Origin of the sequence: Actinokineospora guangxiensis, from assembly GCF_042657845.1 — a bacterium.
GTDB lineage: Bacteria > Actinomycetota > Actinomycetes > Mycobacteriales > Pseudonocardiaceae > Actinokineospora > Actinokineospora guangxiensis.
Window position 1 is genome coordinate 263,817 of record NZ_JBHSKF010000004.1, and the last position, 14,664, is coordinate 278,480.

General features: G+C 75.7%; 12 protein-coding genes and 1 pseudogene. 5 read left to right on the plus strand and 8 right to left on the minus strand.

What is annotated here, in order from left to right; all coding sequences use genetic code 11:
* Positions 1–61 precede the first annotated feature (61 nt).
* Both ACFPM7_RS11555 and ACFPM7_RS11560 read left to right on the plus strand, forming a co-directional pair.
* Positions 62–1,420, plus strand: coding sequence for an amidase family protein (locus ACFPM7_RS11555; protein ID WP_378246885.1), 1,359 nt, complete (start codon positions 62–64; stop codon positions 1,418–1,420).
* Positions 1,417–2,241 carry a phosphotransferase gene (locus ACFPM7_RS11560; protein WP_378246887.1) on the plus strand — a complete coding sequence of 275 codons (825 nt, stop codon included), beginning with the start codon at positions 1,417–1,419 and terminating at the stop codon, positions 2,239–2,241. The genes ACFPM7_RS11555 and ACFPM7_RS11560 overlap by 4 nt, the downstream gene beginning before the upstream one ends.
* On the opposite strand, the gene ACFPM7_RS11565 is transcribed toward ACFPM7_RS11560, so the two are convergent.
* Entirely contained in the window at positions 2,211–3,221 is a 1,011-nt protein-coding gene (locus tag ACFPM7_RS11565) for a DUF2891 domain-containing protein (RefSeq protein ID WP_378246889.1), read from the minus strand. The genes ACFPM7_RS11560 and ACFPM7_RS11565 overlap by 31 nt on opposite strands.
* A 128-nt stretch (positions 3,222–3,349) precedes the next feature.
* On the opposite strand from ACFPM7_RS11565, the gene ACFPM7_RS11570 reads away from it, so the two are divergent.
* Together ACFPM7_RS11570 and ACFPM7_RS11575 are read left to right on the plus strand one after the other, a co-directional pair.
* Positions 3,350–4,738, plus strand: a complete 1,389-nt coding sequence (locus ACFPM7_RS11570) for a class II 3-deoxy-7-phosphoheptulonate synthase (RefSeq protein WP_378246891.1) — start codon at positions 3,350–3,352, stop codon at positions 4,736–4,738.
* Between the two features lie 159 nt (positions 4,739–4,897).
* On the plus strand, positions 4,898–5,176 hold the full coding sequence (locus ACFPM7_RS11575; RefSeq protein WP_378246893.1) for a hypothetical protein: 279 nt from the start codon (positions 4,898–4,900) through the stop codon (positions 5,174–5,176).
* Positions 5,177–5,178: 2 nt separating this feature from the next.
* On the opposite strand, the gene ACFPM7_RS11580 is transcribed toward ACFPM7_RS11575, so the two are convergent.
* The 3 genes and pseudogenes from ACFPM7_RS11580 to ACFPM7_RS11590 all read right to left on the minus strand — a co-directional run.
* Positions 5,179–6,447, minus strand: a complete 1,269-nt coding sequence (locus tag ACFPM7_RS11580; RefSeq protein ID WP_378246895.1) for a wax ester/triacylglycerol synthase family O-acyltransferase — start codon at positions 6,445–6,447, stop codon at positions 5,179–5,181.
* 81 nt (positions 6,448–6,528) lie between these two features.
* Positions 6,529–7,566, minus strand: a complete 1,038-nt coding sequence (locus ACFPM7_RS11585) for a PASTA domain-containing protein (protein ID WP_378247239.1) — start codon at positions 7,564–7,566, stop codon at positions 6,529–6,531.
* Positions 7,567–8,082: 516 nt separating this feature from the next.
* Positions 8,083–9,099: pseudogene (locus ACFPM7_RS11590) on the minus strand (protein kinase domain-containing protein); the annotation flags it as partial.
* Positions 9,100–9,239: 140 nt separating this feature from the next.
* Here ACFPM7_RS11590 and ACFPM7_RS11595 point away from each other — a divergent pair.
* Positions 9,240–9,605, plus strand: coding sequence for an Rv2175c family DNA-binding protein (locus tag ACFPM7_RS11595; RefSeq protein ID WP_378246897.1), 366 nt, complete (start codon positions 9,240–9,242; stop codon positions 9,603–9,605).
* Here the strand turns inward: ACFPM7_RS11595 and ACFPM7_RS11600 are convergent.
* The 4 genes from ACFPM7_RS11600 to ACFPM7_RS11615 form a co-directional block, all read right to left on the minus strand.
* Positions 9,574–10,503 carry a phytoene/squalene synthase family protein gene (locus tag ACFPM7_RS11600; RefSeq protein WP_378246899.1) on the minus strand — a complete coding sequence of 310 codons (930 nt, stop codon included), beginning with the start codon at positions 10,501–10,503 and terminating at the stop codon, positions 9,574–9,576. The two genes, ACFPM7_RS11595 and ACFPM7_RS11600, sit on opposite strands and share 32 nt — an antisense overlap.
* A 48-nt stretch (positions 10,504–10,551) precedes the next feature.
* Positions 10,552–11,919, minus strand: a complete 1,368-nt coding sequence (locus ACFPM7_RS11605) for a hypothetical protein (protein ID WP_378246901.1) — start codon at positions 11,917–11,919, stop codon at positions 10,552–10,554.
* Positions 11,920–12,005: 86 nt separating this feature from the next.
* The gene (crtI, locus tag ACFPM7_RS11610) at positions 12,006–13,541 is read right to left on the minus strand and encodes a phytoene desaturase family protein (protein WP_378246903.1); all 1,536 of its coding nucleotides are present in this window, start codon (positions 13,539–13,541) and stop codon (positions 12,006–12,008) included.
* 1 nt (position 13,542) lies between these two features.
* A complete protein-coding gene (locus tag ACFPM7_RS11615) occupies positions 13,543–14,613 on the minus strand; it encodes a polyprenyl synthetase family protein (protein ID WP_378247241.1) in 1,071 nt (356 codons plus the stop codon).
* Between the last annotated feature and the right edge of the window lie 51 nt (positions 14,614–14,664).

The following is a 14,664-nucleotide window of genomic DNA, read 5'->3' on the forward strand; positions in this document are numbered from 1 at the left end:
AAGCGCCCGTCCCTTCGTCCGGGGCGGGCGCTTCCGCGTGTCCGCCCACTAGGGTTTCGGCATGGAACTGCTGTGGGCGGGGGCTTACGAACAGGCTCGGGCGCTGCGCGAGGGGTCGGTGCGCGCCCCGGAACTCCTCGACGCGGTGCTGGAGCGGCTGCACGCCGTCAACCCGGTGCTCAACGCGTTCCGCCGGGTCTACGACTCGGCGCGCGAGGCCGCCGAGGCGGCCCAGGCGCGCATCGACGCAGGCGAGTCGACCCCGCTGCTCGGCGTGCCGATCGCGGTCAAGGACGACATCGATGTCGAGGGCGACTTCACCGCGATGGGCGGGCCGCGGCAGTGGCCCGACGCCACCGCCGACTCCGCCGCGGTGGCCCGGCTGCGCGCCGCGGGCGCGGTCCTCGTCGGCCGCACCCTGACTCCGGACCGCTGCCTGTGGCCGTTCACCGAGACCATGACCTACGGCGCCACCCGCAACCCGTGGAACACCGACTACACCCCGGGCGGCTCGTCGGGCGGCACCGCGGCGGCTGTCGCGGCGGGCGTCGTCGGCGCGGGGACGGCCTCCGACGGCGGTGGCTCGGTCCGCATGCCCGCCTGCGCCACCGGCGTTTTCGGCCTCAAGACCAGTCGCGGCATGGTGCCGCTGGCCCCGTCCCGCGAGCTGTGGCACGGACTGTCGGGCCTGGGCGCGATCGGCCGGGGCGTGGCCGACGCCGCCGCCGTCGTGGAGGTGATGGCTGCCCAGGACGGCCTGGTCGGGGCCGTGGCCGCGCCGCCGCAGCCGCTGCGCGTCGCGCTGGTGTGGGGCACCCCGGTGGGGCGCCCGCCGATGTCGGAGGAGTACCGCCGCGCCGTCGCCGACACCGCCGACCGCCTCCGCGACCTGGGTCACCGAGTGACCGAGACCAGCACCCCGCTGGGCGCGCGCCCCTCGCCCCAGTTCATGACCCGCTACCTGCGCGGCATCGCCGACGACGTGGCTTCCCTGCCGCACCCGGAGCTGGTGGAGCCCAGGACCCGCCGCATCGCCGCGCTCGGCGCCCGCATCCCCGACCGCGTGCTGGCCAGGGTGCGCGCCGCCGAGGCAGGCCTGCACGAGCGCATGGCCGGGTTCTGGGCCGACCACGACGTGATCCTCCAGCCGGGCTGGACGCGGCGGCCCACCCGCATCGGCCGCTACCACGGCAGCGGCGCGTCGACGACGCTGCCGCCCGTCGCCGTCCACGTCTCCTACTTCCCGACCTGGAACGTCCTGGGCTACCCGGCCGCGGCCGTGCCGGTCGCCGTGGACTCCGCGCGGATGCCGATCGGCGTGCAGCTCATCGGACCGGCGGACAGCGAGCGCCTGCTGCTGTCGCTGTCGGGCCAGTACGAGCGCGCCCACCCGTGGACCGACCGACGCCCCGGGCTGTGACCCTGGCCGACGTCGAGCGCAGGCTGCTGCGCCGCTATGGCGAGCGGGTGCGCGGCTGGCTCGACGGGCTGCCCGCGCTGCTGCGGCGGCTGGCGGGGGAGTGGGACCTCGACCTGGGCGAGCCGCTGCCCGGCGGCAACTCGGCGGCCTCGGTCGCCGCGGTGCGCGCGGGCGCGCCGGTCGTGCTCAAGGTGTTCCCGGACGTGGAGCGGGCGCGCGCGCAGGTTGCGGTGCTGCGCGCGTTCCTGCCGAGCGGGCGGGTGCCCGCGGTGCTGGCGGCCGGGGGCGGGGCGTTCGTGGTGGAGTGGGTGGCGGGCGAGCCGGGGTGGCCGCCGGTCGGGGAGTTCGCGGCGCTGCTGGCCGACCTGCACTCCGTGCCCGTGGTGGACCGCCCGCGCCTGGGGCCCGGCGCGCCGTCGTTCGTCGGGCGGGCTCGGCCGGACGGGCCCGTGACGGCCGAGGACCTGGCCGCCGCGGGGCGGCGCTGCCGGGAGATGGCGTCCTCGGTCGACCGGCACGTGCTGCTGCACGGCGACCTGCACGCGGGCAACGTGCTGGTCGGGCCAGGCGGAGCGGCGGTGGTCATCGACCCGCACGGCACCGTCGGCGAACCGGAGTTCGACGCGGTGGACCACGTCCTCGGCGGCGAGGGGATCGAGCGCAGGCGGGACGCGCTCCTCGCCGCCACCGCCCTGCGGCCCGAGCGGCTGGAGGGCTGGTGCCGCGCGGTCGCGGCGATCGTCGCCCTGGGCGCGCACCGCCAGGGCAGGCCGACCGGTGAGCTTCTCGACTACGCGCGCAGCGCCCCCAGGTCCAGGTAGGCCGAGAAGGTGCCCAGCCAGTGCTCGGCGGCGTACCCGTAGCCGAAGACGTAGCGCAGGCCCAGGTCCCGGTGCGCGGACGCGGCCTCCCGGGCCGGCTCGGCGTAGCGGTGCCCATCGGGGAGCGCCTCGCCGATGCCGCGCCAGCACCACGCCCGCGACAGCGCCAGGCCGGACAGGTGCGAGCCGTACGGGTCGCTCGGGTCGTCGACCTCCACCGGGTTGCGCAGGCCGCTCCAGCGCTCGGACTCCAGATCGGGCAGGAAGCCGTCGAGCCACTCGGCGAAACCGGCGGCGGGCAGGACCCGCCGCATGAGATCGGCCTCGACCAGGGCGGGGGAGAGGAAGTCGGCGGCGCTGGGCTCGAAGCCGCCGTAGCCGCGGTCGGCGGCGTAGAACCGTTCGGCGGCCTCGACGCAGGAGGCGGCCAGCTCGTCGTCGCCGGTGGCGCGGGCGGCGTCCAGGGTGAGGCCGATGGCGAAGGCGGTGTTGGTGTGGGTGCCGACCCGCACCGGCAGCCGCGCACCCTTGAGCCACCCCAGCCAGCGCGAGCGCAGGACCTCGGTCAGCGGCTCCAGCGCGGCCGACCAGCGCGCGCCCCCCGGCCACAGCCGCAGCTCGGCCGCCAGCGTGAACAGCCATGCCCACCCGTACGCGCGCTCCCAGTAGGCGCCCTCCGGGGAGGCGAAGAACGCCGCCTCGACCCGCGCGCCCTCGGCGGTGACCAGCTCGTCCAGCGCGGCGACCGCGTCGGCCTCGCCGTCGAGGCCGGGGCGCAGCCGCAGCAGGCGGGCCATCAGCCAGGTCTGGTGCACGCAGGAGTGCCAGTCGTAGGAGCCCGCGAACACCGGGTGCAGCTCGCGCTGGGGCCGCAGGTCGGCCGCGGAGCCGATCAGGTGGGTCCAGTGGACCGGGTAGTCGCGGCGGATGTTGGCGGTGGCGGTCGCGAGGAGGCGGGCGGGGTCCAGGTCCGGGGTCACCCTCGGATGATTGCTCCTGCAAGTGGATCTCGACCAGGGCTGTACCACCCTGCAAGCCGCGATGTCCACCGGTTGGGAGCGGTGTCCCGGTGTTCGGGCGAACCGGACGACGGCCTACGCTGAGGCACGTGAACTGGACCGTCGACGTGCCGGTGGACACCCTTCCCGAGCTGCCGCCGCTTCCCCCGGCGATGCGCGCCCGACTGGACGAGGCGCTCGCCCGCCCGGCCGCCCAGCAGCCGGAGTGGCCCGACGCCGAGCACGTGCGGCAGGTGCGCGCCGTGCTGGAGAGCGTGCCGCCGATCACCGTCCCCGCCGAGATCGATCGCCTGCACGGCCGCCTCGCCGAGGTCGCGCTGGGCCGCGCCTTCCTGCTCCAGGGCGGCGACTGCGCCGAGACCTTCGCCGACAACACCGAGCCGCACATCCGCGGCAACATCCGCACCCTGCTGCAGATGGCCGTCGTCCTCACCTACGGCGCGAGCCTGCCGGTGGTGAAGGTCGGCCGCATCGCGGGCCAGTACGCCAAGCCGCGCTCGGCGGGCACCGACGCGCTCGGCCTGCCGGTCTACCGCGGCGACATCGTCAACTCCCTGGTCGCCACCCCCGAGGCCCGCGTCCCGGACCCCAGCCGCATGGTCCGCGCCTACGCCAACGCCAGCGCCGCGATGAACCTGGTCCGCGCGCTGACCGGCGCGGGCATGGCCGACCTCGCCCTGGTCCACGACTGGAACCGCGACTTCGTCCGCACCTCGCCCGCCGGTGAGCGCTACGAGGCGCTGGCCACCGAGATCGACCGCGGCCTGCGCTTCATGCGCGCCTGCGGCGTCGAGGACAGCTCCCTGCACACCGCCGAGGTCTACGCCTCGCACGAGGCGCTGCTGCTGGACTACGAGCGCGCGCTGCTGCGCCTGGACACCCGCGGCGAGGAGCCCAAGCTCTACGACCTGTCCTCGCACTTCCTGTGGATCGGCGAGCGCACCCGCGGCCTCGACGACGCCCACATCGCCTTCGCCGAGCTGCTGTCCAACCCGGTCGGCCTCAAGATCGGCCCGACGACGACGCCCGAGCTGGCCGTCGAGTACGTCGAACGCCTCGACCCGCACAACACCCCGGGCCGCCTGACGCTGATCAGCCGCATGGGCAACGGCAAGGTCCGCGACGTGTTGCCCGCCATCGTGGAGAAGGTGGAGGCGTCCGGGCACAAGGTCATCTGGCAGTGCGACCCGATGCACGGCAACACCCACGAGTCCTCCACCGGCTACAAGACCCGCCACTTCGACCGCATCGTCGACGAGGTCCAGGGCTTCTTCGAGGTCCACAGGCGACTGGGCACCCACCCCGGCGGCATCCACGTCGAACTGACCGGCGAGGACGTCACCGAGTGTCTCGGCGGCGCCCAGGAGATCTCCGACGCCGACCTCGCGGGCCGCTACGAGACCGCCTGCGACCCCAGGCTCAACACCCAGCAGTCGCTGGAGCTGGCCTTCCTGGTCGCGGAGATGCTCCGCTCCTGACCCGTGCGCTCCCGATGCCCCGGCGCGCCCCGCGCCGGGGCATCGGCTCGTCCGAAGTCGGGACGGGCGGGGGTGATCGGCCCTAGGCTGCGCTCGCGCCCCGCGGGTTCCCGCCGGCGAACGGGGGGGCGCACAGGACCGGACCAGGGAGAAGAGCCAGTGAAGTGGTGGGAGCGCCACCGGCGGGTGGTCGGTGTCGTCGGGGCGGTCGTGGCAGTGGGGCTGGCCGTGCTGTGGGTGGTGGTCGTGCCCGCGCGGGCCGCGGAGGCGACCGGGGTCCGGTTGGCGCTCATCCGGTGGGGGCACCCGGCGTGCTGGGCGCTGCTGGCCTGCGTCGCCGGGCTGTTCGCCGCGGACGCCGCGCCGCGGGTGGGCCGCGGCCTCGCGTGGGCGGCGGCGGGCTGCTACGCGGGTTTCCTCGCCGCGACCCTGCTCTGAGCTCAGCAGCGCTCGTGCAGCTCTACAGCGGACTTGGCGATCGCGGTGGCCAGCAGGTCGACATCGGGGGCTGAGGACGCGTCGGCGTTGAGGCCGATGTGGATGCCGTCGCGGTAGGGCGAGATGGCGATGCCGACGGGGTGCCCGGACGCCAGGGGCACCACCGGGTAGACGGCGCGCAGGTCGGCCCCATCGATGGACAGCGGGATGGACGGCAGGGCGACCGTCGTGATCACGGTGTCGAAGAGCATCGGGGCGCCGCGGGCGGCCAGGCCGGTGCCGATGCGGTGCAGGGCGGCGGGGAGGCGGTTGGCCAGCAGGGGCAGGGCGCCCGCGCCGCGGGCGGTGCCGGTGCGCTTGCAGGAGTCCATCGACGCGCGGACCGCGCGCAGCCGGGACAGCGGGTCGGCCAGCTGGACGGGGAGGTCGCAGACGTAGCCGGAGAGCTGGTTGCCGCCCTCGCCGCCGCGCGAGCGGGTGTTGACCGGGATCAGGGCGCGCATGCCCGCCACCGGGCGGTCGGTGTCGGCCAGCCACGAGCGCAGGCCGCCCGCGAGGACGGCGAGGGTCACGTCGTTGGCGGTGCCGCCGTGGGCGCGGCGGATGTGGCGGATGTCGTCGGCGTCCAGGCCGACCATGGCGAAGCGGCGGCCCGCGGAGCTGGGGGCGGCCAGCGGGGCCGACCACGGCGCGCGGACGGTGCGCAGCACGTCGCCCGCGATGCCCGCGGTGGAGCGCAGCAGGCCGGGCAGGGCGCTCAGCTCGGCGGCGCGGTCGCGTGCGGGCGGCGGCTGCTCGGGAGGCGTGGCGAGGCCGTCGAAGAGGCCCGCGGCGATGGCCAGCGCGCCCGCGCCGTCGGCCAAGGCGTGGTGCAGCTTGAGCAGCACCGCGAAGTCGCCGCCGGGCAGGCCGGTGAGCACGTGCAGCTCCCACGGCGGCTTGCGCAGGTCCAGCGGACTGGCCTGCCACGCGCCGGTGTAGCTCGCCAGCAGGTCGCCCGGCAGCCGGAACACGCGCACGTGGTCCTCGGCGCGGAAGTCCTCCGCCTCGGTCCACGATGCGCCGCCGAGGCGCGAGCGGCGCACCACCCGGTGCAGCGCCGGGATGGCGGCGGCGCGGGCGGCTAGCAGCCTGCCGAGTGCCGGACCGTCCACAGTGGAAGTAGGCCGGAACACGCCGACCGCGCCGAGGTGCATCGGGGTGTCCGGCCGCTCCATGCACAGGAACGCGACGTCCAGGTTCGTCAGCGGGGACTTCGCACGAGTGGCCATTCCCCTACGACACCAAACGCACGTGTCCTCCGGGTTACCCGAGGGGGTCGGATCACACCATCGAGTTCGTCACACCGCGCGCTAGAAGGCGAAGACCTGCACCTTCGAGCCCGGCTGGACCCGGCTGCCCGCCGACGGTCCCTGCGTGATGACCCGCCCGCCGCCGTTGGAGAACGGCTGCAGCTCCAGCGCCAGCCCCACCTCGGCCAGCTTCGCCTGCGCCTCGGGCACCGTCAGGCCACCGAGGTCGGGCACCGAGACCGCGTTGGACACCACGACGGTCACCTGCTTGTTCCCGTCGGCCGGGATGGTCGTCCCCGCGGGCGGATCGGTGCGGATGACGCGGCCGCCGTCGATGTCGGCGGCGAACTCCGGGGTGCCGTCGGCGGGCTGGAAGCCCTGGTTGGTCAGATTGCCGAACGCCTCGTCGCGGGTCTGCCCGCGCACTTCGGGCACCGGCTTCGGGGCAGGGCCCTTGCTCAGCACGATGACGACCCGGTGGCCGATGTCCAGCGCCGTCCCGGCGGGCGGGTCCAGGCGCACCACCATCCCCACCGGCACCTGCTCGTCGTGCACGTTGACGGCGTCGTCGCGCTGCGGCTGCAGCCCGTTCTCCTTGATGGCGGCCTCGGCCTGGGCGGGGTCGGCGCCCGCCGCGACGTCCGGCACCACCGGCCTGCCCGAGGACACCACCAGCTGCACCGGGTCGCCGCGCAGCACCTCGGCGCCCTCGCCGGGCTCGGTGCTGATGACCACGCCCTGCGGGATCTCGTTGTGCCGCTGCCGGGTGACCGACGGGGTCAGCCCGGCGTTGCGGACCGAGGTCTCGGCGGCGGCGACGTCCTGGCCGGTCAGCGGCGGGACCGCGGTGTAGCGGCCGGAGGTGAACCACCAGGTGCCCGCGCCGAGCAGGCCCAGCACCAGCACGCCGATGATCCCGATGAGCACGAACCGGCGGGTGTTCGACCTCGGCTGCGGCCCGGAGGCCTGCGGCGGGATCGGCTGCGGCCCGGTCGGCGGGGGCGGCTGCGCGGCCTCGATGACCTTCTCCAGGTCCGAGCGCAGCATCGCCCTGGTCCCCTGCGGGCCTGCCGCGCTGAACCCGGGCGCCGGGCGCATGACGGTCGCCGGGCCGCGCACGGCGACGCCCGCCGAGGCCAGCGCCACCGGGCTGACCCGGATCGTGGCCTCGGGGTCGTCGACGGGGGCGACGGTGCGCGCGGTCGGCTGGTCGACCCGCACGGTCTCGGCGTCCTCAGTGCCCCCAGTGCCCCCAGTGCCCTCGGCGACCTTGGTGTCCTTGGCGTCCTCGGAGCTGTCGGTGTCCCCGGCGGTTCCTGCGTTCCCGGTGTTCTCGGCGTCCTTCGCGGCGCCTGCGTCTTCGGCGGCGGGAGATGGGCTCGCGGCCGGGTCCGGGCTGGCCGCGGCGTCCGGCGGCGGCGCGGAGGGATTCCGCTCGGCCGGACCGAGGGCCGGGGGCTGTGCCGCCGGGACCGGTGCCGAAGTAGGTGGTGCCGACGGAGGTGGTGCCGACGGAGGTGGTGCGGAGAAACCGGTGGGTGCGGGCGCGGTCGGGGGTGGAGCGGAGAAGCCGGGCAGGGCCGGGGGCGGTGCGGAGAAGCCGGCGGGGGCCGACGCGGGCGGGGGCGGTGCGGACGGGACCGGCGCGGACTTGGCCTGCGCTGAGCGGGTCTGCGCTGAGTGGGTCTCGGAAGCGGACTCGGGTGCGCGTCGCGGCTCGGCGGGGGCGCCGGGCGACGGGGCACCGACCAGCGGGACGGCGACCGGGGGCGCGGAGGACACCGGCTGCGGCACCGGCACCGGGACGCGCATCCTCGGCAGTGCCGACACCGCGCGCACGCGCTGCAGCTCGGCCAGGAACGCCGCGCCGTCGGCGGGCCGGACCTGGGCGTCGCGGCGGGTGGCCCGCAGCACCAGCTCGTCCAGCGCCTGCGGCAGGCGCTGGACGAGCGCGCTGGGCGCGGGGACGTCGTCGTTGGCGTGGCGGTAGGCCACCGACAGCGGGTTGTCGCCGACGTACGGCGGCGCGCCGGTCAGCATCTCGTAGAGCAGGATGCCCGCCGAGTAGACGTCGCCGCGCGGGGTCGCCGCGCCGGTGGTGACCTGCTCCGGCGACAGGTACGACACGGTGCCCAGGATGACGCTGCTCTTCGTCGTACCCGGGCTCGACAGCGCCCTGACCAGGCCGAAGTCGGCGACCTTCACCACGCCGTTGGAGCCGATCAGCACGTTCTCCGGCTTGACGTCGCGGTGGACGTAGTCCGCGGCGTGCGCGGCGGCCAGCGCGGCCAGCACCGGCTCCAGGATCGAGACCGCCAGCGGCGGGGGCAGCGCGCCGCGCTCCAGCAGCAGGTCGCGCAGCGTGCCGCCGTCGACCAGCTCCATGACCAGGTACACGTGGTCGCCGTCAAGGCCCTGGTCGTGCACGGCCACCACGTTCGGGTGGTGGATGCGGGCGGCCGAGCGGGCCTCGCGCTCGAAGCGCTCCACGAAGCTGCGGTCGGCGGCGAAGCGAGGGTCCATCACCTTGATCGCGACCGGACGGTCGAGCCGGGTGTCGACGCCCCGGTAGACCGCTGACATGCCGCCGCGCGCCAGCGGAGCGTCCACGCGGTAGCGCTGCTCCAGCAGCGCCCCGATCAGACCCGTCTCCCGCACAGTGGTCGATCGTACGGACGCGCGCGCGTCCGCGTGGCCGAGCCCGGCGATTTCACGCCGGACTCACAACGGCGGGGGCCCGGCCGGTTGCCGATGTGGCACAGTGGACAACCGTGAGTTCCGTTCCCGCCGCAGGCGACGTGCTCGACCCCGACGTTGAGGTCCTGCCGCTGCCGGATGTCGCCGCCCGCCTCGACCAGCCCATCACCCGGGTCCGCCAGGCGCTGCGCGACCGCCACCTGATCGCTCTGCGCCGTGACGGCGTCCTCGCCGTGCCCGCGGCGTTCCTGGCCGACGCCGAGGTCGTCAAGGGTCTGCAGGGCACCATCACGGTGCTGCACGACGCGGGCTTCAGCCCGGAGGAGACGCTGCGCTGGCTGTTCACCGCCGACGACTCGTTGCCCGGCCGCCCGATCGACGCGCTGCGCGACAACCGCGGCCGCGAGGTCAAGCGGCGGGCGCAGGCGCTGGGGTTCTGACCGGCCCTGTCCCGGCGGCGACCCGGGCTGCCACGACCCTGGCGAGACCGGGCGCGGCGACGGCCAGTCTGCGCCGCCGCGGCACCACCGCGCGGCGGGTCAGCACGTCGTACCCGGCGGCGGCGATCTCGTCGAGGATGCGGGCGTAGAGCCGCGCCGCGGTGTCCACGCACGGCCGCGCGACGGGGTCGAGCAGCGCGATGCCCGGCAGCGCCGCGCGGTAGACCGCGCGGGTGTGCGCGACGAGGTGCGCGACGGCCCGCCGCACCGGCCGGTCCCCGCCGACGGCGCGGGTGGCCAGCAGCCGCTGCCGGTCGACGCCGAACGCGGCGAGGTGGTCGGCGGGCAGGTAGACGCGCCCCCGGTCGAGGTCCTCGCCGACGTCGCGCAGGAAGTTGGTGAGCTGGAAGGCCTCGCCGAGGGCCGCCGCGGCGGGCTCGGCGTCGGCGACCGGCCCGACGGTGCCCAGCACGGGCAGCATCATCAGCCCGATCACCTCGGCCGAGCCGTGCGTGTACTCGGCGAGCGCGGCGAGGTCCGGGTAGTCGGTGACGGTCAGGTCCATCCGCATCGATCGCAGGAACGCCTGGAACAGCGCGGGATCGATGGCGTAGCCGCGCACGGTGTCGGCCAGCGCGGCCAGCACCGGGGTGGCGTGCGTGCCCGCGGCCAGCGCGGCGCGCAGGTCGGCGGCGAGCGCGTCCAGCGCCGCGACGGGGTCGGGGCCGGGGTCGTCGACGATCTCGTCGGCGAGCCGGGCGAAGCCGTAGAGGGCGTGCACCGCGGGGCGGCGCGCGGGTGGCAGCAGCCGGGTCGCCAGGAAGTAGGTGCGCCCGTGCCGGGCGTTGATGCGCTTGCAGGCCTGGTAGGCGGCGTGCAGCTCGGGGTCGACAGGCATGGCGGGCGCATCCTCGCACAGCGGCGGCCGGGGTCCCGGCCGCCTGTGTCAGCGCTTACAGGCCGCCCACTGCCCCGCCGGGCACGTGCCCGCGACCAGTTCGCCGAGCAGGCCGTAGCCCGCGATCGCACTGTCGGTCGCGGTCACCAGGTCCACGTCGCACAGCGCCTTGGTCGCGGTCAGGCACGCCGCGATCTGCCGGGAGGCGTGCTCCTCCCAGGTCTTGCCGTCGGCGACCCCGTACTTCCACACCTCGCCCGCGCCGTAGCCGAGGGCGTAGACGACGTGGGAGCCCTCCTTGGCCCCGGACTGCATGGCGGGCGCGATCGCCGCCCGCTCCTTGACCTTGGCCAGGTCGGGCGCGTCGGCCAGCACCAGCGTCGACCACTCGACGCTGTAGGGGTGGTTGCCGGGCACGGAGTTGGCGCGCTGGTAGAACGCCTTCCACTCCGCGGTGCCCAGCGTGCAGCGGGCCTCGCCCTGCTTGCCCGGCGCGACCGGCCCCGCCTTGGCGTCGCACACCCCGAGCGGCGCCCCGTCGCCCTGCCAGGTGCCGCGCACCGACACCTCGACGGTGAGCTTGCTGGAGTTGGTGAACCGCACCACGATCGAGCAGCTGTCCGCGCCGCACTTGTCGAAGTTGTGCTCGCCCTCGGTGACCGTGGTGAGGGCGTCGACGGGGGCGGCGAGCGCGTCGGCGGCCTTGGCGATGCCGCCGTAGAGCCCGCTCAGGCCCGCCGAGGCGTCGGTGACCTCGGCGACGACATCGCGGGCGCTGGTCACATCGGAGCGGCCGAGCTTGTCGGCCTCCACCTTCAGCACCCCGTGCGGGGCGTCGGCGGCCAGGTAGAGGGTGCCGCCCGCGGTGTCGACCTGGACCGCGGACGTCCGGCCGACCCGGGTCAGCTCGGCGTCGGCGAACGGCGCGTCGCCCGCCTCGTCGGCGCCCATCGCCAGCTGGCTGCTCAGCGCCTCCGGCCCGAACACGCCGCCGAACTCCACGCCGAGCACCCCGCTGGGGGTCTGCACCCAGCGGCCCGCGAACGACTTGCCCCGGCCCGCGCCGCCGATGCCGGAGACCCCGTCCCAGAACGCCGCCGCGCCCTTGAGGTAGATCGTGTCGTTGACGACGAGCACGTCGGCAGGCTGGTCATCGATGCGGATCTTGCCGGAGACCTCGCCGGTGCGGGCGGCGACGATGTCGAAGGCGATGTCGGTGCCGGACGCGGTCATGGTGCCCCGGTAGCGCACGGCTCCGGACTCGGCGAGGTCGAGCAGCGCCTGGGCGGCGGTCTGCGCAGTGCCCGCCGGGACGATCGGCGCCGCGACCGGTGTTCCGGGCGTCGGCGCCGTGCACGCGGCCAACACGGCTCCCGCGGCGACCGCCGCTCCGATCCGCCAGTGCCGCATCCGCATGCGCCGCTCCCTGCTCAGCCCGGCCGCCCGACTCGGCCGCATCCTGCATTATGGCCGCACGGCCGCTCCGGGGAGCAGCTTAGGACTCACATCCCGCTCACGGTGCGCCGCGCGCCGCGGGCGCGGCGCACCCGCGCGGGCCCGCCGGTGACGCGCTGCGCGGCGAGCCTGCCCGAGATCAGCACCGGCGGGATGCCCACGCCCGGCGTCGTCCCGCTGCCCGCGAGCACCACGTTGTCGGCCCCCGGCACCAGGTTGCGCGGTCGGAACGGGCCGGTCTGGGCGAAGGTGTGCGCCACCGAGAACGGGGTGCCCTCGGCGAGCCCGGCCGCGGCCCAGTCGGCCGGGGTGACCAGGCGCAGGTCCTCGGTGTCCGCGCCGAACCCGGTGAGCCCGCGCCGGTCGAGTTCGGCGACCAGCTCGTCGCGGTAGACCGGGCCGACCCTGCGCCAGTCGATCGGCCCGACGGCGAGGTTCGGGCACGGCGCCAGCACCGACACCAGCTCCCGGCCCGCCGGGGCCAGCGTGGGGTCGGTCGCGGTGGGGCGGGTCACCAGCAGCGACGGATCGCGCATCAGCCGCCCGCGCCGGGTGATCTCGGCGAAGGTTTGCTCCCACGCGCCGCCGAAGAACACGGTGTGGTGGCCCAGGCGGTTCTCCAGCGGCGCCCAGCCGCGCGGCGCGCTGGTGTGCAGCACGACCGCCGACGGCGAGAAGCGCAGCCGCAGCGGTCTGCGCGGGGTGATGCCCAGCAGCCGGTAGGCGGCGGGCAGGTCGGCGGTGAGCACCACCGCGTCGCAGGCGATCCGCTCGCCCGCCGTGGTCCGCACCGCCCCGACCCGGCTGCCGACGCGCTCCAGCCAGGCCGCGGATGTGCCGTAGCGGAAAGCGACGCCCGCGCGACCGGCCGCGGCGGCCATCGCCTCGGCGACCGCGCCGATGCCGCCGCGCGGGTAGTACACGCCCGCGACGGTGTCCATGTAGGCGATCACCGCGTACGCGGCCAGCGCGCGGCTCGGCGGCACCCCGGCATAGAGCGCCTGGAAGGAGAACAGCCTGCGCAGCCGCTCGTCGGACAGGTGCTTGGCCACCGCCGGGCCGAGCCTGCCGAACCCGCCGAGCGCGGCGAGCCGGGCCAGGTCCGGGCCGAGCAGGTCGAGCGGGGAGTCGAAGTTGGCGCCGATGAAGCGCTCGCGCTGCACCTGGTAGAGCGAGGTCAGCCAGGTCCGCAGACTCCGGTAGCCCGCCGCCTCGCGCGGCCCGGCCACCCTGCGCACCTCGGCCTCCATCGCCTCGGCCTCGGTGTGCAGGTGGATCGTGCTGCCGTCGGCGAAGTGCGCGCGGTAGGCGGGGGCGAGCTTGACCAGGTCGATCTCGGAGAGCGAGCCGCCGACGGCCGAGAGCGCCTCATCGACCAGCTCGGGCATGGTGAGCACCGTCGCGCCGGTGTCCACCCGGTGCCCGGCGATCAGCTCCTGCCCGGCCCGCCCGCCCGGCGTCTCGGCGGACTCCAGGACCGTGACCCGCCTGCCCGCGCCCGCCAGGTGCAGGGCGGCCGAGAGCCCGGACAGGCCGGCGCCGACCACCACGACGTGGTCGGTGCGCCCGCCGATGGTGCGCACGTCAGCTGCTCCTGCGGCCCGCCGCGACGGCGAGGTCGGCCAGCACCCGGTCGGCGGGCGCGGCCAGGTCGGCGCGGTCGAGGGCGGCCAGCGCGGTCTCGGTGAGCGCGTCGATGCGCCGCTCGACCTCGGCGACCGCGCCGGAGTCCACGAGGGCCTGGCGGACGTCGGCCAGGGTCTCGGGGGTGAGGTCGTCGTCGCCGAGCGCGGCGCGCAGCAGCTCCGCGCGCGCCGGGTCGGCCATGCCCAGCGACATCAGCAGCGTGCGCTTGCCCTCGCGCAGGTCGTCGCCTGCCGGCTTGCCGGTGACCTCGGTGTCGCCGTACATGCCGAGCAGGTCGTCGCGCAGCTGGAAGGCCAGGCCGATGTCCGCGCCGAAGGCGCGCAGCTGCGCGACCACCGGCGCGGGCGCGCCCGCCAGCGCCGCGCCCAGGTGCAGCGGGCGCTCGACGGTGTAGGCGGCGGTCTTCAACCTGGCCACGGCCAGCGCGGTCGCCTCCGTCTCGTCGCCGCGGGCCTGGGTGAGCACGTCCAGGTACTGCCCGGCCAGCATCTCCGAGCGCATCGCCTGCCACGGCGGCAGCGACGCCGCCAGCCTGCCCGCGTCCAGGCCGGAGGTGGCGAACATGTCGTCGGCCCAGGCCAGGGCCAGGTCGCCGAGCAGGATCGCGGCGGCGGCGCCGAAGCGCTCGGCCTCACCGAGCCAGCCCTGCTCGCGGTGGCGCTCGGCGAACTCCACGTGCACGGTCGGCTTGCCGCGGCGCATCGCCGAGGCGTCCATCAGGTCGTCGTGCACGAGTGCGCACGCCTGGATCAGCTCCAGCGCGCTCACCCCGCGCAGTACCGAGCGCGCGTCCGCGCCGTCGCCCGCGCCGCCGCAGCCGCGCCAGCCCCACCAGGCGAACGTCGGGCGCAGCCGCTTGCCGCCGCCGAGCACGAACCCGGCCAGCGAGGCCACGGCCGAGCCGAACGAGGGGGCCGCCTCGGCCATGTCGGAGTGCCGGGTCGCCAGGTACTCGGTCAGCGCCCGCTCGACGTGGGCGGGCACCGCCTCATCGATGGGGCCCTCGATGGGGCCACCTGTGGGCTCGTCGGGCGGCTGGGGGAGGGATCGGAGCGCCTG

What these genes read in the sequence shown, in the direction of transcription:
- ACFPM7_RS11555 (WP_378246885.1), top strand. Translation starts at nt 62, where the DNA reads ATGGAACTGCTGTGGGCGGGGGCTTACGAACAGGCTCGGGCGCTGCGC.
- ACFPM7_RS11580 (WP_378246895.1), bottom strand. Translation starts at nt 6,447, where the DNA reads ATGGCCACTCGTGCGAAGTCCCCGCTGACGAACCTGGACGTCGCGTTC.
- ACFPM7_RS11585 (WP_378247239.1), bottom strand. Translation starts at nt 7,566, where the DNA reads ATGCGCCCGGCGCCCGGGTTCAGCGCGGCAGGCCCGCAGGGGACCAGG.
- ACFPM7_RS11600 (WP_378246899.1), bottom strand. Translation starts at nt 10,503, where the DNA reads ATGCCTGTCGACCCCGAGCTGCACGCCGCCTACCAGGCCTGCAAGCGC.
- ACFPM7_RS11605 (WP_378246901.1), bottom strand. Translation starts at nt 11,919, where the DNA reads ATGCGGATGCGGCACTGGCGGATCGGAGCGGCGGTCGCCGCGGGAGCC.